At 42.8% G+C, this 23,070-nt stretch carries 22 protein-coding genes; 3 read left to right on the forward strand and 19 right to left on the reverse strand.

Going from position 1 to position 23,070, the window contains the following annotated elements; all coding sequences use genetic code 11:
- Window positions 1-47: 47 nt before the first annotated feature.
- From KFT32_RS12565 to KFT32_RS12580, 4 genes are all read right to left on the reverse strand, one after another.
- Window positions 48-554, reverse strand: coding sequence for a type 1 glutamine amidotransferase domain-containing protein (locus tag KFT32_RS12565; protein ID WP_211747559.1), 507 nt, complete (start codon window positions 552-554; stop codon window positions 48-50).
- Between the two features lie 177 nt (window positions 555-731).
- Entirely contained in the window at window positions 732-899 is a 168-nt protein-coding gene (locus KFT32_RS12570) for a hypothetical protein (RefSeq protein ID WP_211747560.1), read from the reverse strand.
- A gap of 106 nt (window positions 900-1,005) precedes the next feature.
- Complete coding sequence (gene dtd / locus KFT32_RS12575; RefSeq protein ID WP_211747561.1) at window positions 1,006-1,449, reverse strand: D-aminoacyl-tRNA deacylase; 444 nt, start codon at window positions 1,447-1,449, stop codon at window positions 1,006-1,008.
- A 24-nt stretch (window positions 1,450-1,473) separates the two neighbouring features.
- Complete coding sequence (locus tag KFT32_RS12580) at window positions 1,474-3,651, reverse strand: RelA/SpoT family protein (RefSeq protein WP_211747562.1); 2,178 nt, start codon at window positions 3,649-3,651, stop codon at window positions 1,474-1,476.
- Between the two features lie 317 nt (window positions 3,652-3,968).
- On the opposite strand from KFT32_RS12580, the gene uraA reads away from it, so the two are divergent.
- Window positions 3,969-5,267, forward strand: coding sequence for a uracil permease (gene uraA, locus KFT32_RS12585; protein ID WP_211747563.1), 1,299 nt, complete (start codon window positions 3,969-3,971; stop codon window positions 5,265-5,267).
- A 145-nt stretch (window positions 5,268-5,412) separates the two neighbouring features.
- On the opposite strand, the gene KFT32_RS12590 is transcribed toward uraA, so the two are convergent.
- The 6 genes from KFT32_RS12590 to KFT32_RS12615 form a co-directional block, all read right to left on the reverse strand.
- Complete coding sequence (locus tag KFT32_RS12590; protein WP_211747564.1) at window positions 5,413-5,925, reverse strand: adenine phosphoribosyltransferase; 513 nt, start codon at window positions 5,923-5,925, stop codon at window positions 5,413-5,415.
- A gap of 26 nt (window positions 5,926-5,951) precedes the next feature.
- Window positions 5,952-8,354 (reverse strand): single-stranded-DNA-specific exonuclease RecJ, encoded by a 2,403-nt coding sequence (gene recJ / locus KFT32_RS12595; protein ID WP_211747565.1) that lies wholly within the window; start codon window positions 8,352-8,354, stop codon window positions 5,952-5,954.
- Window positions 8,355-8,422: 68 nt separating this feature from the next.
- Window positions 8,423-9,373 carry a cation efflux transmembrane domain-containing protein gene (locus tag KFT32_RS12600; RefSeq protein WP_211747566.1) on the reverse strand — a complete coding sequence of 317 codons (951 nt, stop codon included), beginning with the start codon at window positions 9,371-9,373 and terminating at the stop codon, window positions 8,423-8,425.
- Window positions 9,374-9,462: 89 nt separating this feature from the next.
- A complete protein-coding gene (gene secF / locus KFT32_RS12605) occupies window positions 9,463-10,374 on the reverse strand; it encodes a protein translocase subunit SecF (RefSeq protein ID WP_211747567.1) in 912 nt (303 codons plus the stop codon).
- Window positions 10,364-11,614, reverse strand: coding sequence for a protein translocase subunit SecD (gene secD / locus KFT32_RS12610; RefSeq protein WP_211747568.1), 1,251 nt, complete (start codon window positions 11,612-11,614; stop codon window positions 10,364-10,366). Before secD ends, secF begins: the two co-directional genes overlap by 11 nt.
- 90 nt (window positions 11,615-11,704) lie before the next feature.
- Window positions 11,705-11,965, reverse strand: a complete 261-nt coding sequence (locus tag KFT32_RS12615) for a post-transcriptional regulator (RefSeq protein WP_211747569.1) — start codon at window positions 11,963-11,965, stop codon at window positions 11,705-11,707.
- Window positions 11,966-12,187: 222 nt separating this feature from the next.
- Between KFT32_RS12615 and spoVB the strand changes: the two genes are divergently transcribed.
- Complete coding sequence (spoVB, locus tag KFT32_RS12620; protein ID WP_211747570.1) at window positions 12,188-13,759, forward strand: stage V sporulation protein B; 1,572 nt, start codon at window positions 12,188-12,190, stop codon at window positions 13,757-13,759.
- 5 nt (window positions 13,760-13,764) lie between these two features.
- Here the strand turns inward: spoVB and KFT32_RS12625 are convergent, their stop codons facing one another.
- Window positions 13,765-14,532, reverse strand: coding sequence for a YetF domain-containing protein (locus KFT32_RS12625; protein ID WP_481856333.1), 768 nt, complete (start codon window positions 14,530-14,532; stop codon window positions 13,765-13,767).
- 176 nt (window positions 14,533-14,708) lie between these two features.
- Between KFT32_RS12625 and KFT32_RS12630 the strand changes: the two genes are divergently transcribed.
- Window positions 14,709-15,101 carry a TIGR04086 family membrane protein gene (locus KFT32_RS12630; RefSeq protein WP_211747571.1) on the forward strand — a complete coding sequence of 131 codons (393 nt, stop codon included), beginning with the start codon at window positions 14,709-14,711 and terminating at the stop codon, window positions 15,099-15,101.
- Between the two features lie 61 nt (window positions 15,102-15,162).
- On the opposite strand, the gene yajC is transcribed toward KFT32_RS12630, so the two are convergent.
- The 8 genes from yajC to KFT32_RS12670 all read right to left on the reverse strand — a co-directional run bounded on the left by yajC (window position 15,163) and on the right by KFT32_RS12670 (window position 22,919).
- The gene (yajC, locus tag KFT32_RS12635; protein WP_211747572.1) at window positions 15,163-15,480 is read right to left on the reverse strand and encodes a preprotein translocase subunit YajC; all 318 of its coding nucleotides are present in this window, start codon (window positions 15,478-15,480) and stop codon (window positions 15,163-15,165) included.
- 40 nt (window positions 15,481-15,520) lie between these two features.
- The gene (gene tgt / locus KFT32_RS12640; RefSeq protein ID WP_211747573.1) at window positions 15,521-16,660 is read right to left on the reverse strand and encodes a tRNA guanosine(34) transglycosylase Tgt; all 1,140 of its coding nucleotides are present in this window, start codon (window positions 16,658-16,660) and stop codon (window positions 15,521-15,523) included.
- An 8-nt stretch (window positions 16,661-16,668) separates the two neighbouring features.
- Complete coding sequence (queA, locus tag KFT32_RS12645) at window positions 16,669-17,709, reverse strand: tRNA preQ1(34) S-adenosylmethionine ribosyltransferase-isomerase QueA (protein WP_211747574.1); 1,041 nt, start codon at window positions 17,707-17,709, stop codon at window positions 16,669-16,671.
- Window positions 17,710-17,717: 8 nt separating this feature from the next.
- Window positions 17,718-19,835 carry a SpoIID/LytB domain-containing protein gene (locus tag KFT32_RS12650; protein WP_211747575.1) on the reverse strand — a complete coding sequence of 706 codons (2,118 nt, stop codon included), beginning with the start codon at window positions 19,833-19,835 and terminating at the stop codon, window positions 17,718-17,720.
- A gap of 106 nt (window positions 19,836-19,941) precedes the next feature.
- Window positions 19,942-20,946: a Holliday junction branch migration DNA helicase RuvB gene (ruvB, locus tag KFT32_RS12655; RefSeq protein ID WP_211747576.1), complete on the reverse strand. Its 1,005-nt coding sequence runs from the start codon at window positions 20,944-20,946 to the stop codon at window positions 19,942-19,944.
- 24 nt (window positions 20,947-20,970) lie between these two features.
- Window positions 20,971-21,585 (reverse strand): Holliday junction branch migration protein RuvA, encoded by a 615-nt coding sequence (ruvA, locus tag KFT32_RS12660; protein ID WP_211747577.1) that lies wholly within the window; start codon window positions 21,583-21,585, stop codon window positions 20,971-20,973.
- Window positions 21,582-22,085: a crossover junction endodeoxyribonuclease RuvC gene (ruvC, locus tag KFT32_RS12665; protein ID WP_211747578.1), complete on the reverse strand. Its 504-nt coding sequence runs from the start codon at window positions 22,083-22,085 to the stop codon at window positions 21,582-21,584. Before ruvC ends, ruvA begins: the two co-directional genes overlap by 4 nt.
- A gap of 159 nt (window positions 22,086-22,244) precedes the next feature.
- On the reverse strand, window positions 22,245-22,919 hold the full coding sequence (locus KFT32_RS12670) for a BofC C-terminal domain-containing protein (protein WP_249435847.1): 675 nt from the start codon (window positions 22,917-22,919) through the stop codon (window positions 22,245-22,247).
- Between the last annotated feature and the right edge of the window lie 151 nt (window positions 22,920-23,070).

Here is a 23,070-nt window from a genome sequence, read left to right on the forward strand (position 1 = left end):
CAAACCCTCCTTTAATGTGGTGTATCCAGGCAAATCAGATTTACACTTTAGATCGCTTTTAGAATTTCTCGAACAAATGCCGGTTCATCTTCTGGTGTACGGGAAGTGATGAAGTTCCCATCAACCACAACTTCTTCATCCCGGAACTTGGAGCCTGCATTGACCATGTCGTCTTTGAGCGGTGGATAAGATGTAATAGTTCGTCCTTCTAACAGATCCGCGCTTGCCAATATTTGTGGACCATGGCAGATCGCAGCGATCGGTTTTTTGGAACTATTCACTTCTTTTACAAAGTTCAAAATATCTTTATTACCGCGTAGACCTTCTGGTGAAGAACCTCCTGGAATGACTACCCCGTCAAACTCACTAGCTTTGACATCGGAAATTGCTTTTTCAATTTTATATTCAGCTTTCCCTTGTTTCCCTTTTACTGTCGTTCCTGCTTCAAGTCCGACAATAACGACGTCGTGTCCTGCTTTTTTCACCTCATCGTAAGGAACCTTCATCTCGGAATCTTCAAATTGGTCTGCTAATAAAAATGCGATTTTACTCATCGATTATCGTCTCCTCTCTGGCTAATGTGCCTCGAGATGTAATTACCCTGCTGTGCCGGATTTATAACATGAGGTGACAAAAAAATATGAGCAAACTTTTTATTTTAGTGCCATAAAAACCAAAAAAGCTATCCCCCTAATCGACTGTTGATCAGTCTATACGGAAGATAGCTATGGTTATGGACGAGGCATATTTTCTCTTGCCGGCTTGTCCATTTGTTTAGTTTCAAAAATCGCAGGCATGTTACTCGATGCCAGCCGTGCAATATGCATGGCTTCAGGAATACTGCACGGTAATAGCATAGATGAGTAGCTCATGTTAGCTTGCTTAAAAGATTGACGCATAATAGAAGCACCTTCTCTTTACCGGGTCTTTTGTTATAACCCTAGTATGTCCTGGTCCTTTTATTATTAACCTACAGCTTCAATCCATCAGCTCGCCTTGCGTTCTTCAAGCTTTACTTTCTAGAATCAAGGTAACGGGACCCTCATTAATAAGAGACACGTCCATCATTGCCCCAAACTTTCCGGTCTCTACCTGCAGCCCTTTTTTTCTTAGCTGTTCGTTAAAGTACTCATACAGTGGTTCCGCTACATCCGGTTTCGCAGCGCCCATGAAGTTAGGCCTTTTTCCTTTGCGTGTATCCGCGTAAAGCGTAAATTGGGATACGGACAAAATAGCCCCCTGGATATCAAGCACGCTGTGGTTCATTTTACCGGATTCATCCTCAAAAATACGCAGACCAGCAATTTTATCGGCCAAGTAATCCGCATCTTTCTCCACGTCTTCATGAGTTACACCCACAAGAAGCATAAGACCTTGATTAATTTGTCCAATGATCTCTTCGTCCACAGTAACTTTAGCGCTGCTGCAGCGCTGAATGATGACTTTCATTTTTACAAACTCCTTACTTACCGCTTATTGCATAATTCGATGTACACTGTATACATCTTTCACTCTCTTGATTCTCTCCACAACAGACTGAAGATGATCTGTATTGCGAATAAGGATCGTCATATGCACTTGAGCCAGTTTGTTCTTATCCGTTCTACCCGTCACTGCGGAAATGTTGGTTTTGCTTTCAGACACAGCCTGAAGTACCTCATTCAGCAAACCATTACGATCATGTCCCGTAATTTCAATATCCACGCTGTAATTGGCTGTTTCGCTTTCGGTTTCCCACTCTACCTCAATGATACGTTCTGCCTCTTCACCTTCTACATCCAGCGATGGAAGGTTAGGACAATCTGTTCGATGCACAGATACGCCCCGGCCGCGTGTAACGTAACCCACGATTTCATCACCAGGTACAGGATTACAACATCTTGCAAAACGTACTAGTAAATTATCGATGCCTTTTACTCGTACACCATTCGTATGCTGCGCTTTGCGCTCCGGAGCTACTTTAATTTCTTTTCGTTCCGTAGTCAGTTCAAGAAGACTTGCTTCTTCCTGCTCCTTACGAAGCTTCTCCGTAAGACGAGTGACAATCTGAGAAGCAGTAATACCGCTAAATCCGATCGCAGATAACATATCATCAATATCATTAAAAGAAAACCGCTTGGCTACTTCTTGTAACTTATCATCCGTTAGCCACTGTGAAGGTTCAAGACTTAAGCGTTTAAGCTCACGCTCCAAGCTCTCTCGACCCTTTTCAACGTTTTCTTCACGTTTTTCTTTCTTATACCATTGTTTGATTTTACTGCGTGCATGCGACGATTGTGCGATTTTCAGCCAATCTCGGCTTGGACCATACGAATGTTTGGAAGTCAGAATCTCCACAATATCTCCGGTCTTCAGTTGATAATCAAGTGGGACAATCCTACCGTTAACTTTGGCACCAATCGTCCGATTTCCGACTTCGGTATGAATCCGGTAAGCAAAATCAAGCGGGACCGATCCAGCTGGAAGCTCAATAACTTCTCCTTTTGGAGTAAATACAAACACCAAATCAGAGAAGAAATCCATTTTAAGTGATTCGACGAATTCGGAAGCATCCTTCGCTTCATTTTGCAGCTCCAAGATCTCTCGGAAGAAAGTAATACTATCCTCTAGATTATTCGCTCCACCTTCTTTATAAGCCCAGTGAGCTGCGATACCGAACTCAGCAGTCCGGTGCATATCCCATGTACGAATCTGAACTTCGGTAGGCTCCCCATTCGGTCCGACAATGGTAGTATGAAGAGACTGATACATATTTGCTTTTGGCATAGCTATATAATCTTTGAATCTTCCTGGCATTGGTTTCCACAGCGTATGGATAATACCTAGAGTTGCGTAACAATCCTTGATATTATCAACGATAATACGAATAGCAAGCAGATCATAAATTTCATTAAACTGCTTGTTCTTGGTCGTCATTTTTTTATAGACACTGTATATGTGTTTGGGTCTGCCTGAAAGATCGGCTTGTATCCCCATTTCACCCAGTTTCTCGTTAATCCGGTCAATGACGTTATCAATATACTGCTCACGTTCTGCCCGTTTCTTATGCATGAGATTCGCAATTCTATAATATTGCTGTGGGTTCAGATATCTTAGGGCGATATCTTCCATCTCCCATTTAATCGCAGAAATACCTAGCCGATTGGCAATAGGACAGAAAATTTCCAACGTTTCGTATGAAATACGGCGCTGGCTTTCTTCTGACTGATATTTAAGGGTACGCATATTATGAAGACGATCCGCAAGTTTAATAACAATGACACGTATATCTTGAGCCATCGCGATAAACATCTTACGATAGTTCTCGTTTTGCTGTTCTTCCTTGGAACGAAACTTGATTCGCTCAAGCTTTGTGAGACCATCAACCAACATCGCACAAGTCTCGCCAAATTTTTTCCTGATTTCATCCAGAGGAACTGTAGTATCTTCTACGACATCATGAAGCAAGGCAGCTATAATTGATATGCTGTCCATCTGCATATTGACCACGATGTCTGCCACCGCCAGCGGATGCAATATATAAGGTTCACCTGATTTGCGAGTCTGTCCGTGATGGGCTTCTTCTGCAAAGTCATAAGCCTCACGGATCAGGATAAGCTCAGGTTCTTTGATATAGGCTCCAGCCTTCTCCAGTAATTGCTCTATGCCCATCTAGATTTGTCCGATTCCTTTCTATAATAAAATGGAACCCGCCGATCTTACATCTACACAGGTTCCCCGAAAAAGTGATTTTATAATATTATGACGCTTACCCGCTTCTACGTCAACCATCGCCATAAGATGACATCTTCTGATCATACTCAACATTTTCCTGTTTTTTTCGTTACTAAAGTACGGATTCACGGTCATCTCTGATCAAGAATAAAATTTCATTGAAAAATGACGTGAACCTGTATAATCTAGTAAAGATTGTAGAGCCTACGACTTACATAGCGGGGTGCATGAAAACTTAATAAGGAGTGACGATTTTGCAACGCGAAATACAAGTTAATGAAAAACTTCCTTTGGGACCCGGATTTTTACTCAGTATCCAGCATTTATTTGCAATGTTTGGTAGCACTGTGCTTGTTCCTAACATCTTCGGTGTAGACCCTGGCATGATTCTGTTAATGAATGGTATAGGAACTCTCTTATACATCTTTATCTGTAGAGGGAAAATTCCCGCTTACTTAGGATCCAGCTTCGCCTTTATTGCGCCTGTATCTATGGTACTGAAAGAACACCCAGGCAACGGATATTCCCTAGCTTTAGGTGCATTTATCATCACTGGTATTATCTTCTGTCTCATTGCCCTGATCGTAAAATCAGTGGGAACTAAATGGCTTGATGTCCTATTCCCACCTGCTGTGATGGGAGCCGTAGTTGCACTGATTGGGCTTGAGCTTGTCCCCGTTGCCGCTGGAATGGCTGGACTCATCAATTCGGATCCAGTAGCGAACCCCAATTGGACTCCTGATGCTACCACAATTACACTCTCAATGGTCACCCTTGGCGTTACAGTATTAGGTGCCATTCTATTCCGTGGCTTTGCCAAAATTATTCATATTCTGATCGGAATTGTATCTGGCTACGTACTTGCCTTCTTCATGGGAGTAGTAGACATTCATAGCATTACGGAAGCCCGCTTATTCGAAATGCCTCAAGTGACCACCCCTTCATGGGATGTTGGTGTCATTATTACCATCTTACCTGTAGCACTGGTAGTCATCGTCGAGCATATCGGCCATCTGCTCGTTACGGGAAGTATTGTGGGGAAAGACTTGTCCAAAGACCCAGGGCTTCATCGCTCTCTGCTTGGGAACGGCATTTCAACTATTTTTTCCGGTTTTGTAGGATCAACACCAAATACGACCTATGGAGAAAATATCGGGGTCATGGCTTTGACAAGAGTATACTCCATATTCGTGATTGGCGGTGCAGCCATCATTGCCATCGTATTGTCATTCTCGGGAACGTTCACATCAGTTATCGCTAATATCCCACCTGCTGTAATGGGCGGTGTATCTCTTCTACTCTTCGGTATCATTGCCGCATCCGGCTTCCGTATTTTTGTAGAACAGAAAGTAGACTTCTCCAAAACAAGTAATATGCTGTTAACCACACTCGTATTCGTAACTGGCCTCAGCGGAGCAACGCTCCAAATTTATTCTATTCAATTAAAAGGGATGGCACTTGCCACTGTAGTTGGTATGATCGTTAGCCTTCTGTTCGGACTATTCCAAAAACTCGGTTGGATGAATGAATCCGTTGAAAAAAGCAGCCACTAAATAAAAAAGGTATCCTTTGTTATAAACGAAGGATACCTTTTTTCATACACTATAATGTTAGAGCCATGAATATTTCCCGGGAAACCTGTCGCCTATTGGCATCAAGTTTACTTCAAATTCTTCGAAGAATATTAGTGCAAAGAACTTAGTATTTCATCAAAGAATATACATTTACATCATTAAGCTTGTTTCTGCCTTTTAGTTCTTCAAGCTCGATCAGGAATGCAGCACCAACGACTTTGCCTCCAAGTTGTTCTACGAGGCTTACCGAAGTTGCAATCGTTCCTCCTGTTGCAAGCAGATCATCCGCGATCAAGACATTTTGACCTTTTTCAATCGCATCAGAATGCATAGCAAGTTTGTCTTTACCGTATTCAAGGTCATATCCAAGCTCAATCGTTTCACCTGGCAGCTTGCCACTTTTACGAATTGGAGCAAAACCAACACCTAGTGCGTAAGCAAGCGGTGCACCGACTACAAATCCACGTGCTTCCGGACCTGCAATCACATCGATTTTCAGATCAGACACAAGTTCCTTCATTTCATCTATAGCTTTGCGATACATCTCGCCGTCTTTCAACAGGGTCGTAATATCCTTAAAGCTAATTCCCGGCTGTGGAAAATCAGGGATAACCCGAATGTACTCTTTAAAATCCAAAATAATCTCCTCCTAATTTAAATGAGCTAGGATGCACCCTTCATTCGCGATATCATCCATTGCATCAGTTGGGGCGTTGCCAAGTCAAACATGGCTTTTTCCATTTCAGCCAGCTGTTCAATAGCCTGGTAGTTCCGAGAATCCGTCAAACTCTGCTTCGGCGGATTTGTCACAAAAGTCATTGTACCTGAATGACGTTTAATAAAGGACAACTCTTCAAACACGTCCATCACTTTTGACATCATTCTTACAGAATATCCACATTGTCGGCTCAAAGCCTCAATCATCTCTTTTTCAGGTACAGCTTCCTGTCCCCACTTCGATATAAGGACATATATACGTTTAAAGTCATCACGGTTCGGCCGTTGTAATCGTTCTTTTGGGTGGACCGTACCGTGAAGAAGAATGACATTATTCGCTTTTTCAATCATGCTTTGCATTGCTGTCCATTGCTCGGCAGTTTCAGGGGTGTCCAGCACAAACAGACTTTCCGGATGCTTGTCACCAAATTCTTTGGCTGAATCGTTCCACGGAACGATCCCAACCTTCCTATCATATACCCAAACGGCCTTTTCATACAAATGGTTTTCTATAGAAAATAAGTTTTTCTCTTGAACAAGAACAGCTATATTTCCAGCATTAGGATTAATTCTAAAAGATAGATCCTTCACAATAGTCTCCATATCACGAGCAGGTTCTCTACTTCCCCGGTAATCAAACACCTGGCGATCCTTCAACCTGACATCTTCGAGCATAAATTGCGGTTTTCTAGAGCCATTCCATTCATTTATCTGGAGCATTCCCATCACATCCAGAACGGATCCCTCAGGAATATAATCAGCAAGCTTTCCTTTCCCAAAAGAGATGGCATCCAGCATCTGTCCATCCTGCTCTATGGTGAGTTTTAAATGAGAAAGATCCTTCCCCATTTTACGACTTGCGACCAATCTTGCATCCCGGATAATGAATTTAGGAGTAGGATTATCCATACCAAAAGGCTGCATTTGCTCCATCTCTTCAATAACCGCAAGTGGTACTTCTGATATCCTGCATTCCCCGTCTGTTTGGGACACCGGAATAAAATGTTCTGGCTTCATGACCTCTTTAGCATATTCATTCAGTTTGGACTCTAGGGATTCCAGTTCATCGCGGTGAAGCGTCATTCCTGCCGCCGCCGGGTGACCACCGTAATGGTCCATTACGTCCTTACAAGCTGTTAATGCCTCATAGATATCAAGTCCGGGAATCGAACGGGCTGAACCCTTGCATTTCCCTGTGACGGGGTCGATTCCTAAGATTAAAGTAGGACGATAGTATCTCTCGAGTACTTTTGATGCAACTATTCCTACTACTCCTGGATTCCATCCTTCACCAGCAACAACAATTACATCTGGAACTTTACCATTCACTTTTTTCTGCTCAAGGATTTCAAATGCTTCCTGCGTCATTTGCTCTACCACCTGCTGACGCTCCCGATTAAGAAGGTCCAGTTCCTCTGCGAGATGGGCAGCTTCATCACTGTCCTCTGTAGTAAGCAAAGATACTGCTCTGCCTGCATGAGCAAGTCTACCGCTGGCATTAATACGAGGGGCAAGAGAAAAAGCCACATTTGTAGAACTTACTGTGGATATTTCCACACCACTGATTTCTAGTAGAGCTCGTATACCCGGAAATGAGCTGTTTCTCATTTCTTCGAGGCCCTGCTGGACGATAACTCGGTTTTCATCCGTAAGCGGCATTAAATCGGCAACCGTTCCAATCGTAGCTATTTCCATCCAAGCACGAGGTATCGTTCCCAGAAGCGCTTCTGCCAGTTTCATTGCTACTCCAACTCCAGCAAGTCCCTTGTATGGATAAGGACAATCTTCTTGTTTAGGATTGATAAGGGCATACGCGTCAGGAAGAACTTCCGGTGGCTCATGATGATCCGTTACGATAACATCCATCCCAAGTGTTTTGGCGTAAGCGATCTGTTCTACCGCACTGATTCCTGTATCTACGGTAATTACCAATGAAACCCCTTGTTGATGTGCCCAATCCAGCGCGTGATTGTGAAGACCGTATCCTTCATTTGCACGATGGGGAATATATATATCATAGGATGCAGATAGCTTTCGCATGAGATGGATCATAAGTGAAGTACTTGATACACCATCTGCATCATAATCTCCGTAAATAAGGATATGTTCACCCTGATCAAGTGCCTCGCGGATGCGAGGAACGGCTTCCTTCATTCCTTTCATAAGAAAAGGATCATGAAGCACCTCATCAGAGGGTTGCAAAAATTGTTTTGCTGCTTCTACACTGCTGATTCCACGATTTAGCAGTAATTTTGACATCAGGTGAGAAACAGCTAGCGCCTCCGAAAGGCTACTTACCTGCTCATCTGTAAAATCCGGCTCGTTCCAATGATACTGAGAATAAAGCACTCATTAATCACCTTTCTTTCTAGAAAAAAAACAAAACTCAGATTTTCCTGAGTTTTACTTTTACATTCTTATTGCAGTAACGTGTTTGTCTCTCTTTCGGCAAGCTCACAATTACTTTTGTATGGGTAATCTGACTGATATGGGACGACTTTAAGTTGAACCCCTGATACTTGTTCAAAACGTCCCATTAATAACACTTTGGATCTTTCCGCAACTTCCTGAGCTTCCGCTACAGACATTCGTGGATTTACAGTAATCGTAATATCAATGTTAATCCCTGTTTCACGCGCTCTGGCACGAATGTGCTCCACGGTAACAATACCATGAACACGCTGAACTGTCTCCATGTAATCATAGGTATCTACAGGGCTATCTTTCTCTTCCTGGCGTGTTACTTGGGTAGCAACCAGTAAGTAACTCCTCCAGATCACCAATCCTGAAGTCACTAAAGCGGCAACGGGATCTGCATACAATAGAAAAGAATAATCAAATGTCTTACCAACCATGGCAACAATAATTCCGATGAGTACAAGTAAGGACGTGTAAAATGCATACCGATGTTGCTCAAAATAATGGTTCATGATGGAACGCTCAGCGTCTTTGTATGTATGGCGCCATTCATACTGAAACCAAATTTCAGCAATGGCAAATGCTATGATCGCAGCAATTAATGCACTCATATGCGGGGGCTCCGGCTCCGCCGATATCATTACTCTTACAGCAGATATTGCAAGTTGAAGCCCGCCCAGAAGAACCAGTAATGGAATAATTAAAGCCATAAAAAGCCCAGTTCTTATCATTTTTTTCGAATATTCCTCAGATAAACCTGTACCGCCCAGCTTATGAAATCGATGAGTAAAAAGTGATCCGGCTTCTCCTGCAGAATATAGAGCATCGCTCAGCAGTGCCTTATTCCCCGAGGCAAAACCTACACTCCCCTTTAGAATAGTTAACACTGTATTTTTAATAAATTCCGTCCAAAACGGTACTTTCATTGCTTGTTGTGGTGTGATGGTCATCCGTGTCCCTCCTCTACACGTAAGACGGCAATATTAGAAAACCGCGCCTATAACAAGAAGACGCGGCTTTCAGGTAATCCTTTAGTAAGTTATGGAGTCGTCTTAGAAGGATTATTTTGATTTGGTTTTTGTTTGCTCTTAAGCACTGCCCATAATGGACTTGCGATGAAGATAGATGAGTAGGCCCCGAAAACTAGACCAATGACCATCGCAAGTGAGAACATCCGTATGGATTCTCCGCCAAACAGGAATAGAAACAACGAAGCGATAAATACAGTAAACGTTGTGTTCAGTGAACGAGTCATCGTCTGCGCAATACTGCGATTAACAACTCCATTTAGATCCTTATGAGATTTAATTTTAGAGAATCGTAAATTCTCACGGATCCGGTCAAACACAACGATAGTATCATTAATGGAGAAACCGACAATGGTTAGTACTGCCGTAATAAAAGTAAGATCCACTTCCCACCTGAATAGGGAGAAAACACTAATGACGATAAAAGCATCATGCAAAAGCGCCACAATGGCCGCAACCGCAAATCTCCATTCAAAACGGATGGTTACATAGATAAGAATACCCAAGCTTGCGAGTAAAACAGCGTAAATCGCATTTCTACCCAACTCTTTAGCCATTTCTGGATCTACGGTATTGACTTCAAAGGATGCCTTTGGATCAATTTTCTCATTAAATGCTGCCTTTAAACTGCTTTCTTGTTCTTCATTAAGTACAGTAGGAAACCGAATACTAATTCGATCGCTTCCTGCAGAAATCTGAGGCTCATCGGCCGAGAGTCCGGTCTCAACCAAAATAGGTTCGATTTCTTCCTTCGTCACTGTTTTGGAAGCTGAAATATCCACGTTTGAACCTGAACGAAAATCAACTCCGTAGTTGAGTCCAAAGACCGCAAGACTTAGAATACCGAGCAATGTAACAACAATGGAAAAAGTATAGAAATATTTACTAACCTTAATATAATCAAAGTCCCAATTAAAGCGCACGAATTTCACTCTCCTTCACTCCGAAGTAACTAGGCTTCTTAATGAGATGTGCTTTAACAAGCAGATTCAATAAGAAGCGGGAGAAGAAGACATTCGTGAGGATACTCGTCACAATATCAATAATTAGAACAATAGCGAAGCCTTTTACAGCTCCTGTACCGAGCCAGAACATAACGGCTGCAGCTATAATCGTCGTAATATTGGAATCCATGACGGTACGGAACGAGATTCTCTCACCTGATTTAACTGCAGACAGAATGCTTTTTCCGCTGCGAATTTCTTCCTTAATCCGTTCGTAGGTAATGATGTTGGCATCAACTGCCATCCCAATCCCTAGAATAAAGGCGGCTATTCCAGGTAGTGTCAGAACAAAATCACCTAGATAGAATATAGCCAGTACAAGCCATGTATGCGTAATGAGTGCAAAGCTTGCCACAATGCCTGGAATACGATATAGGGCAATCATAAACACCAGAATAAAGACGGAAGCGATAATCCCTGCTTTTATCGTTTGTTCCAGCGATAATTGTCCAAGAGAAGCCCCAACGCTCTGGGAATACTTCTCAGTCAGTTTAAGAGGCAATGCACCTAGATTAATCGTATCACGAAGCTCATTTGCTTCTTCTCTTGTATAACTACCTGAGATTTGAGCTTTGCCGTCCGTAAGTGCTTGTTTAACCTCAGGAGCAGACAACAACTCATCGTCAAGGTAGATAGCCAAAGCTTTACCCTGAAGGCGTTTTGTGATCTCGGCAAATTTTTCTTTGTCTTTCACCTGAATGTCAACCATCGGTTGGTTCAGACTGTCAAACACGACAGAAGCACCGTTCTCCACAAATTCGTTACCGCGAAGCTCGATTTTGCTGTACTCTCCGGGCTTATCATCTTCTGTTGCACTCCGAAATGTGAGTTCAGCAGGTTCTTTCATCTTACTCCGTACCTCTACCTCATCCGTTACACCTGCAAGCTTCAAACGAATGCGGTTCGTACCTTCTGTAGTTACTTCCGGTTCACTTGTACCTAACGCGTTCGCACGTTGTTCCAAGCTTTTTGCGGTTTGTGTAAGCGATTCTCTGGTGACTGCTTGTCCTTCTTCAAGAGGCTGTGCTTCATATAGAATCTCGAAGCCTCCCTTAAGATCAAGGCCCAAGCGTATATCCTTCAGCAGCCCCGGACTTGTATAGGCCATTAAACCGACCATTACAAGCACGACCAGAATGAAACTGACTATTCTCTTCATGCCGTCCATAGTTCCCCCTTCATTCTCAATATTCCCATTATAGCGATGCAGGAAATCTCAGTCAATTTTCATTAAAAAAGTCCTCTTCCTTTAGAAAGAGGAGCCGCGGTATGCAGATACTGTCATATAGTTCATAAAACTGGTAGCTTTCAGCGACAAAATATCATTCACCAGTTGATGGAGTGGGGGAATCCCTTGTTTTTCGTATTTATGACTAACACAATTCCATACATCCTTGCTAGTTACATATTCATATCCCACTAATTGAAGCTCTTCAGCTTTACTGCTGCATAAAAGTTCAATTGCCTTCTCCAATTCGTGGGCGTCCATTTCTTCAATAGATGATTCCATGGCGTCAAATCACTCCTTTTGTGCTCCTTTTTATGTATTCGACCTCTTCCTGCTGTTTTCCTGCATAAATGAGAGGAGCAGCCACTGGTGAAATCAGGGAAATTAGCCGATTGTTAACTTCCAGTCATGAGATTGGACAGGTTCGGCATATTTATGAAGAAGAGCTAGTACCACATGACAATTCTATTATGTACTAACCCATGAGAAGAGGGAATAACACTTATGAAAAAACAAACGTTCATCCAGGGGACCATGATTCTGCTTGCTGCTGGACTCATTAATCGAATCCTTGGATTTATCCCCCGGATCGTATTGCCAAGGGTTATTGGTGCGGAAGGTGTTGGATTGTATCAGCAAGGATACCCCTTTTTCATCGTCATTGTTACGCTCATTACAGGCGGGATTCCACTTGCCATCGCAAAGCTTGTAGCAGAAGCGGAGTCCCTTGGAGACGTAAAAGCATCCGAAAAGATTTTGAAAACAAGTTTGTTTTTCACGTTAACTGCAGGAGCCATCTTTACAGCCTTATGTCTCGTATTCGCGCCTTTCGTAACCAGTAAAATACTTACGGATGAAAGGGTCTATTACACATTTGTAAGTATGACACCCATGATCTTGATTGTGGCCGTCTCATCGGTATACAGAGGCTATTTTCAAGGGAAACAAAATATGATTCCCTCTGCCAGTTCCTCCATCGCTGAAACGCTCATACGGATTCTATGTGTTTTATGGTTCTCCTACCTTCTCTTACCGAAAGGAATCGAATTTGCAGCTGCCGGAGCGATGCTCGGAGCTCTAGCAGGAGAACTTATAGGCATGTTTGTTTTACTCTGGCAACATGAGCGTCATAGAAAATCCGGGGTTCTAATGCCTGTAAATGATCCAACAAATCAAGTATCAAAAGAAGGAATGTCTATTTTCAAACGTCTCATGTCTATTTCAATCCCGGTAACGGCTGGGCGTTTAGTTGGTTCCATCTCTTATCTTCTTGAAACCATTGTAACAACACAAAGCCTTGCATTAGCCGGAGTTACAAAGGCAATTGCAACTGCACAGTACGGCGCAATGCAAGGAATGGTCATTCCACTTTTGCTTCTGCCAGGAGCATTGACCTCATCACTTGCTACTTCTCTGGTTCCTTCTTTATCGGAAGCTGCCGCCAGAAAAGATTACAAAACGATCCACAAAAGAATGCATCAATCTCTGCGGCTAGCTCTTGTAACCGGTGGACCTTTTGCTGTTATTATGTATGTCCTCGCAGAACCTTTATGTCAGCTCCTTTTTAACAATGGTTCCATTGCTGATATGTTGAGGACAATGTCACCTTTTGCTCTGTTTATTTATGCCCAAGCGCCTTTACAAGCTGCACTACAAGCATTAGAACACCCGGGTAAAGCATTATTTAATACGGCAATCGGTGCCACTATAAAAATCAGTCTCATTCTCTTCCTTGCTTCCAAACCCGAATATGGTATTTATGGAGCCATTATCGCCATCTGTATTAATGCGCTGGTGGTCACACTTTTGCATGGCAGAAGTCTTAAACAGCTCCTTGGGTTTCGTTTTCGCTGGCTTGATGCCGTTAAAGTGGGTGCTGGGATGATCATCATGGCCGCAGCAATCCAGTATTTATTCATTCACCTTCCGTGGTCAAATGTAATGTTCCTTCAGTTTGTAGCATCTAGTTTTGTAGGTCTTGTTATTTATTTATCGGTTATGGCTGCTTGTCGCTTAATTGATTTGCATGATTTGTCCCGTATTCCCATTCTAGGTACGTGGATTGGGCGTAAATAAACAGGTCATGGCTTTTTCTTTACGTTCACGTAGATCTGTCCTTTATGATCAATAGAACATAAGAAAACATCTTTAAAATCTTTTACCCCTTTTTCCTGAATCTGATTTTTAAGCCAGAAGCGATTTTTTTGAATTAAGTCTAGGTTGGAGTCTTGCACTTTTCCGTCCATGATTAGGGGCAGTGGCAAAGCTTCATACCGCATGTTTTGCAATGCTTTTATGTGTTCATTGCTTTCTTCATTTCCTTGGGATTGATTGTTGTTATTATTCCCCATCCCATTCGTGTCACCCAAGGTTCCAGAAGAATGAGATTGTTTCTGTTCTTTTGGAATAACGGTAAGCTTTCCTGTCGTCTCAAGAATAGCAAACTGCAGATCATCTACATTATCAATGCTCTGCTCTCTCAGTTGCTGCATTAAATCATCAAGATTATATCTTTGCTTTCTCATTTCTTCTCTTTGCAGCTCGCCATTGGATACAAGAATAACCGGTTTCCCATCTAGAGCGAGCCGAAACCAGCGGCTTTTGAGACCAATCATGGCGATACCTACTTGTAATATGATCAACGTAATGACGGGAACGATCCCCTCATAGAGGGGCCGCTTTACATCTTCAATTGCAAATACCGCAATTTCAGCAAGCATGATCGAAATAACCAAATCGAATACAGACAACTTCCCAATCTCTCTTTTACCCATCAGTCGGATTGCAAACGCGGCTATAAAATACATGAGTATTGTTCTACCAATATGTAACATGATGTGTTCCATCATTACTAAAAAGACCTCCCTCGCAGTTATGGTCAAAACCTTTGTTTTCATGACATTTCATAGCTTGACCGAACGCGGGAAAGTCATACAAATTAATTAATGGAAAATCAGTTCATATCATGGATAGCTTGGCCATACAATGTATTAATTAGATCCAAATGATCAAGGAGGTCACCTTCATGCAATTTGTTCGCCGCTTGTTTTCCATCCGCCTTAACAGCCCTCTGCTCTCAGGATTAAATGTTGCTTTCATCTGGATGTTTGTTGGTGCATTCGTTTTATCCCTCTTTCTTTGGCTTACAGGTATGCGTGAACAGGATTTATCATTCTATACTTACGTGGTGCATGCTGTGTCATTGCTTTTTGGAGGTTTTATTTCAGGTAAACGATCAAACGAACGCGGATGGTACCATGGGGGAATAACAGGAGCGGTATACGGAATTATTATTCTCATCATTGGGTTTCTTGCTTTGGATTCCTCCTTCCACCTAAACGATCTGCTACAATGGGGTGCAGCCTTCGTGCTTGGGGCTATTGGAGGTATTTTTGGAGTCAACACCGGCAAATCTTAAACACAGAATATGACCCTAAAATAAAAAGGGACCCCTTATCAGGAGTCCCTTTTCAGCTTACTTACGCTTTGTCTTCTACGCTCTCTCTAGGAGATACGGCGCTCACGCTATTACGGTTAAAAGTCAGTTTCGTGACATCGTTTACACGCAAAACAACGGTATCGTCCGTTACCTCTGTGATCGTTCCATGAAGACCACCGATCGTTACTACTTTGTCTCCCTTTTTCAAGGACCCTAGTAAGTTACGATGTTCTTTTTGTCTTTTCTGCTGAGGTCTAATCAGTAGGAAATAAAACACCGCAAACATAAGTACCATCATAATAATGAGCTGCAAACCACCGCCACCGGCAGGTGCTGCTGCTGCTGTGAAGTTCAACATCTGTTTCCCCCCTTTCAAGACTTGGACTGTAAGTAGTTACTTAGAACCCTTTGTCATTATCATGCAATCCATATTGTTCAAAGAATTCATCCCGGAAATCAAGCAGCCGATCATCCATAATAGCTTGACGTACTTTCTTCATCAGGTTTAACAAGAAATGCAGGTTGTGATACGTTGTAAGGCGTAGGCCAAACGTTTCATCTGCCTTAATCAAGTGACGAAGATAAGCCCTTGAATAATTCCGGCATGTGTAGCAATCACACTCAGGATCAAGCGGACCAAAATCACGAGCATATTTCGCGTTACGAACAACGAGTCTGCCCTGACTTGTCATCGTTGTCCCGTTGCGGGCAATACGAGTTGGAAGCACACAATCAAACATATCAACGCCACGAATTGCACCTTCAATCAATGCGTCAGGTGAACCTACCCCCATCAAATAGCGAGGTTTGTTACTAGGAAGCAAAGGTATAGTGTAATCCAGAACATCGTACATTAAATGTTTGGGTTCTCCCACACTCAGTCCACCAATAGCATACCCCGGGAAATCCATGGAAGTCAAATCCCGAGCGCTCTGTTTACGCAAATCTTCATGCATTCCGCCCTGTACGATCGCAAACAGTCCTTGATCGTTCGGTCTAGCATGGCTTTCAAGACAACGCTCAGCCCAGCGGCTTGTTCTCTCTAATGATCTTTTGACATATTCATAGTCAGCCGGATACGGAGGACACTCATCGAAAGCCATCATAATATCGGAACCTAGTGAATTCTGAATATCCATGGCAACCTCAGGAGAGAGGAATAATTTATCCCCATTCAAATGGGAACGGAAGTGAACCCCTTCCTCCGTTATTTTTCTCATCTCACTAAGTGAGAATACCTGAAAACCACCGCTATCTGTCAAAATAGGTCGATCCCAGTTCATGAATTTATGCAATCCGCCTGCTTCGCGTACAATATCATGACCTGGTCTAAGGAACAAATGATAGGTGTTGCTCAGAATAATCTGTGCTTCCATCTCTTTCAGTTCTTCAGGACTCATAGTTTTGACTGTTGCTTGTGTACCTACTGGCATGAAAATAGGAGTTTCAATGACTCCATGTGGAGTATGAACACGTCCAAGACGCGCTCCCGATTGTTTACAAGTTTTAATGTGTTCATAGGTTATCGCTGCTGACATATGTTCTCTCATCCTCTATCTGAATAAATAAACATCGAATCTCCGAAACTGAAGAACCGATATTGTTGTCTTACTGCCTCATCATAAGCTTTCATAATTTTATCTCTTCCCGCAAGTGCGCTGACCAGCATGACAAGCGTAGATTTAGGAAGATGAAAATTGGTAATGAGTGCATCTACTACTTTAAACGTATAGCCGGGATATATAAAAATATCTGTCCAGCCACTGCTTGCACCAATTTCTTTGCCTTCAAATTGGTTTCCTACTGTCTCCAATGTCCGGCAGCTAGTCGTACCAACAGCAATGACCCGGCCACCTTTACGCTTAGTATCATTGATCAACTCCGCAGTCTCCTGAGAGAGAGAGTAGTGCTCCGCATGCATGACATGTTCTTCTACTACGTCCACTGACATGGGTCTAAAGGTTCCCAATCCCACATGAAGTGTAATAAAACCAATGGAAACTCCCTTTTCTTTAATTGCCTCAAGCAGTTCCTTCGTAAAATGGAGACCTGCTGTCGGAGCAGCTGCAGACCCTTCATGCTTCGCATAAACCGTCTGGTATCGCTCTTTGTCTTCAAGTTTCTCCTTAATATAGGGAGGAAGTGGCATTTGACCAAGACGATCCAGTATTTCCTGAAAAATACCTTCATAGTGGAAGCGGATGACCCGGCCTCCCATGTCCGTTTCTTCTTCAATTGTAGCTGACAACTCGTCTCCGAAACGAATAACAGCTCCTTTTTTCAGTCTTTTACCTGGCTTCACCAGAGTTTCCCAGCGATTATCTCCAAGATTATGAAGCAGCAAAACTTCTGCTTTTGCTCCTGTATCTTCTTTTACTCCAAACAATCTGGCCGGAATAACTCTCGTATCATTCAGAATAAGAGTATCACCAGGATGAAGATAATTAATAATATCTGAAAAAGTATGGTGTTCCATCTCTCCGCTGTTTTTGTTCAGCGTTAGAAGTCTCGATGCAGTTCGATTCTCAAGTGGTGTCTGAGCTATCAATGATTCAGGTAACTCAAAATCATATAAATCTACATTCATTATGGTCGTCATTCCTTAACTATAGTAACGTTTTGATAATAGTGTTTCAAAATAGACTGGTAATCATACCCTTCATCCGCCAATCCTTTGGCTCCCCATTGAGACAATCCCAAACCATGGCCGTATCCTTGGCCTGTAAAAAGAAAAGCCTGAGATTTACTAACAGCTCTCGCCTCGTTATCTCCATTCATGACTACCATAGAGTCTCCTGAATAAGATGAAGTGCCGGATGCCGTTACAACAGAAGCTCCAGAGGCCCCAGATTTCGTTAGGGTCTGTCCATTTGCACCTAGTACAGTATAACTTCCGGTATTCGTAATATCAAACAAAGTACTCGGCAAACTTCCAAAAGCGCTGCGATATGCATCTCCATATTTCACTCCAAGCACCTGACCGTTGGCCTTCACTTCTGTTGCTCTTCCAGATGGACCACGGCCCGTTACCTCAAGGCTAGCGATTGTGGATGGAACTGTAGTAGATACTTTCCCCTGTAACATAGCTACAACCTCAGCAGATGTAAAAGGTCCGCGCATCCAGCTGTAGCTACCTGATTCTTTTGTGACCCCAAGCACAACGGCTTCTGTCCCTGGATTCAGTTGAGCGACTGGACTTACGTTCGACTGTACCAGCGGAATTTTTCGAACATTTGTATTTTTGGCTGTAACCGTGAGTTTGGGAAGTCCCGCTGCTGTTTTGCCTTCAAGCAGTTTGGTATTATCTTCACGAACATAGCCTGTTTTCCCGTCATTTAGCAATACGTGATACCAATTATATGTACCTTCTTGAGCTGCCTTATCCCCTGTACTATCTACACTTGCAAAAAGAGTCCCGCCTCCGTTCCATACTTCTGATGGATCAGCGGTTTTACCTCCAGCATTAGAAGAAAAAATGGCTTCAATCACTTTGCCACCACTTTGAATGACTTCCCCAGCAGTTGCATCTACTGCACCTGATACATTCTGATGTTCTGTACCGATTCCGTTATAAGCTTGGCTTAAGGTAGTGTCTACCACATTAGCGATCTTAAATTTATTCCCTTGATACAGTGCATAGCTCCGTGCAGCTACTGCCTGTGCCTTCAATGATTCAACAGGCCAAGAAGAGTACACTTCAGCTCCTACAACAGAGTACAGGTATTCTTCAAGGGGTAATTGATTGACAAGAGCAAGTTGTCCATTATAAGTGCTTATTTCAAAATCCCCTCGGTACGTGCGAGCCGACCGCTCTGTAACTTGTATACCAGAACCATTGGAGTTCAACATCAACTTCGTGCCTGTCCCACTTACCATGTAATGATTAGTAACTTCCGGAGACACCAAATTAAGAGTCACATCTTGCCGAATTATAAAAGCATTGCTTCCAGCTCCTACAGAACTCAGTGTAAGCTGGGGTAACTTCTGTTTTATAAGCTTTTCTATAGCTGCAAGTGAAGCATCTGTTGTTTCTTCGCCTACCCAGACCGCATATTCAGGAGTGCTACCTGCTGACTGAATAACCGTAAAGGCATCGTAGCCATTGGAAGTTATGGTATCACGCAGTGTATCTGCGTCTTTCTTACTGGCAAACACACCTGCCTGACTATGCTTGCTTCCTTTCACAACTGGCTTTTGTCCAGCTAGGTAAGAAGCAGCTGTCTTCTGCGTTCTTACCACAGCCGCCTCAGCAAGAGCCGATGTCGTATAATTACCAGTATAGACTTGATATACTGTTTTTCCATTTTTAGATGCTTGGTAAATGATAGGTTTATCTACCGTGCCTTGCAACACTTTCGCTGCTCCAGAAGCTGTCTTGAAGGCATCTGTTTCCAGCACTTTCACACGAAAACCATCTACACTAAACCGAGTTTGCGTTGAAGCAGGCAATGAAATCCATGATTCATATCCATTAGCCCCGTTTATTCCAGCAGACCAATCTCCAGCAGTTTGCATGGTAACCGCAGGTGTTGTCGATTTATAGCTACTTCCAAGATCGGCGAAAAGCGCGACACGAATCGTGTCGTTTGCTGCTGCACTCGCCGATGTAAGTGGTCCCCATAAGCTACCTGCCAGTAGCACCGCTGCAAGGGTAACTTTGGCTCCCTTTGTCCATAAAGAACGCACACTTTGAGTTTTTTTCATTCGGTTCATTTATCGTTCTCCTCCCCATAGTTGATCCCGAACTTTTGCTTATTTTATATCATTCTGGAACAGAAAGATGCACGTACATAAAGATCTACATTTCTCTAACATCCAGTTACTTATCTGTCGGCATCGGAATTCCTAAATGCTCATAAGCCGCCGGTGTCACTATTCTGCCTCGCGGTGTTCTCTGTAGAAAACCAATTTGAAGTAGATAAGGTTCATACACATCTTCAATGGTTTGGCTTTCTTCTCCAATCGTAGCTGCGATGGTATCTAGTCCGACAGGGCCCCCACGAAAGCTCGTAACCATCGATTTCAGCATCTTATAGTCAATATCGTCAAGCCCACGCGGATCGATTTGTAGCCTTTTTAGTGCCTCTTCAGCTAATGCCGAAGTGATAATGCCATCCCCTCGCACCATAGCAAAATCTCGGACACGTTTGAGCAACCGGTTTGCGATCCGAGGTGTCCCCCTCGACCGAAGCGAAATCTCTTCTGCTGCATCTCCAACAATTTCAATACCAAGTAAATCAGCTGTACGAGAAACAATGTACGTTAATTGATCTACCGTATAGAACTCAAGCCGACTAATGACACCAAACCGGTCTCGAAGTGGAGCAGATAACAAGCCTGCCCTTGTCGTAGCACCTACCAAAGTAAATGGAGGGAGATCTAATCGAACAGAACGCGCACTCGGCCCTTTCCCGATCATAATATCGAGCGCAAAATCCTCCATTGCTGGATACAGCACTTCTTCAACAGAGCGGTTAAGCCTATGGATCTCGTCGATAAATAGGACATCCCCTTCCTGCAGATTGGTCAGCAAAGCAGCAAGGTCTCCAGGCCGTTCAATCGCTGGTCCCGAAGTCGTACGAAGGTTCACACCAAGTTCATTAGCGATAATGTTAGACAGCGTTGTTTTACCTAAACCGGGCGGACCATATAAAAGCACATGATCCAGTGCCTCATTTCTCATTTTGGCGGCTTCGATATATACCTTAAGATTTTCCTTTACCTGATCTTGTCCAATATATTCATTTAAATAGCGGGGACGTAAACTCAGTTCCACCGCTTGATCTTCCATCATCAGATTGGCGGATATAATCCGATCATCCATACTTATCCCTCTATTCTATCCTGTTTATCCTGTGAAAAGCATTTTAAGAGCCTTCTTCATAAGCAAGTCAGCTGTATCTTCTGCGGTTGTATCCTTTTTCATGCGAAGCCACACTTTATCAAGCTCACTGTCTGTATAGCCAAGTGCTTTCAGGCCTTCTCTAGCCTCTGACCAGTAGGAGCCATCACCTTCATCTGCTACATTCGGAGCAAACAGACCTGTTGCAAATATAGCCCCACCAAACCCATCCAGCTTGTCTTTAAGGTCTAGAATCATACGCTGGGCTGTTTTCTTGCCGATACCTGGAAGTTTGGTTAAGAAGGTAATATTCTCTTGATGAATTGCTGTAACCAGTTGCTCTGGTGTACCTCCAGTTAAAATGCCTAGGGCTACACGAGGACCTATACCGGAGACTTCAATTAATTTGCGAAAAAGCTGTTGTTCCTCACGACTTCCAAAACCATAAAGAAGCATTGCATCTTCTCTTACATGATGGTGTGTGTATACCGTAACGACGCCTTCCTGTTTGGCAAAAATATATGGATTAGGGCAATAAATTTGATATCCAATTCCTTGTACATCAACTACGACGTAGTCATTCTCAACGATTACAAGCGGTCCTTTAATATAATCGATCATTTTTTCATAACCTCATTTAACTTGGAATTTAGGGCGTAAGAATGAGCATGACAGATGGCTACAGCAAGTGCATCCGCTACGTCATCCGGTTTAGGGATCGCTTGCAGTTTGAGATACATGCGAACCATTTCTTGTACTTGTTTTTTCTCTGCCTTACCGTAACCGACAATAGCCTGTTTCACTTGCATTGGGGTATACTCAGCAATAGGCAATCCCCTCTGTATAGCTGCAAGAATCAATACACCACGTGCTTGGCTGACTGACATCGCAGTCGTAACATTTCGATTAAAAAACAATTTTTCTAATGCTACTGCATCAGGCTTATATTTATCAATTAATTGCAACATTGCCTCATACACGTGAAGTAGTCTTTCTTCATCTGGTGTATGGGCTTCCGTCTGAATACATCCATATTGTACGGGAGTAAGTTTGCTCCCTGTTTTATCAATAAATCCAAAACCAACAATAGCAATACCCGGGTCAATTCCTAAAAAACGCAAACACATCTCTCCTTAACATACTGCGAACATATGTATCGTTTATTCATTATATCAAATGTTCCAGCCCTATAACGAAAAAGTTTGCACTTCGACGAAAACTCCGAATATTCCATGAATGAAAACAAAAAAAGACGGATATTCATCCGCCTTTTCATTAGTTTATTCTACAATTTTCCCTACAGGAGCAACTGCATAGTCTCCAAAAGTAGAGAGCACACTGTTATACTCCTCTATATCCTGCACCCGAATGCCATCCTGCAATTGTTCTAGTACCCCAGCTGGTAATGAGGTTTCCATTGAACCAATATCAAGTTGAAAAAAAGTTCGGATTGCCTTCTCTTCTTTAGGTTTTCCATCAAAGAGAGTTAAGTTCCCTTCTTTATCCAAGCTCATATAAGCATTTTCTTTGCAATGGGGAGACAGATCATCGACAGTTTCTTGCACTACTAATTCGTCTCCTGCCTCCACATATCCTGTCCATCCTGGATGTTGCATCATTAGAGCCACTATTTCTTCTGGTGTGAAATCTCCTAGAATTACGGTTTCTGTCCCGCAAACATAGTTCTTTTCTAAAGAGACGCTCAGGGACTTTCCACTGGAGCGGATTTGCTCAAGCAAACTAGTTTGTACGGAGTCTGTCTCTTCTTCTGTACTCGAATTCTCTTCAAGCACTTCAACACTTCCTGGTGTAGTTAAGAGCGACTGTACCATTTGAGAAATAGGTAGGCCAGCTCCGGCTATTAATGCTAGTAGAATACATATCGTGAATGTCACCAGCGTACGTTTTATTCGCTTCCAACGCTTTTTTAAATTATATTTTCTAAGAAAGTTCAATTGAATCCCCTTCTATCACACTTTTTGTTTATTGTGACCGAGATCCAATCTTTATATACAAAAAAAGGTTATTGCCTAAGCAATAACCTTTTCGTAATCGGGATGACACGATTTGAACATGCGACCCCCTGGTCCCAAACCAGGTGCTCTA

This window comes from Paenibacillus sp. Marseille-Q4541 (genome assembly GCF_018310695.1).
Classification (GTDB): domain Bacteria; phylum Bacillota; class Bacilli; order Paenibacillales; family Paenibacillaceae; genus Paenibacillus.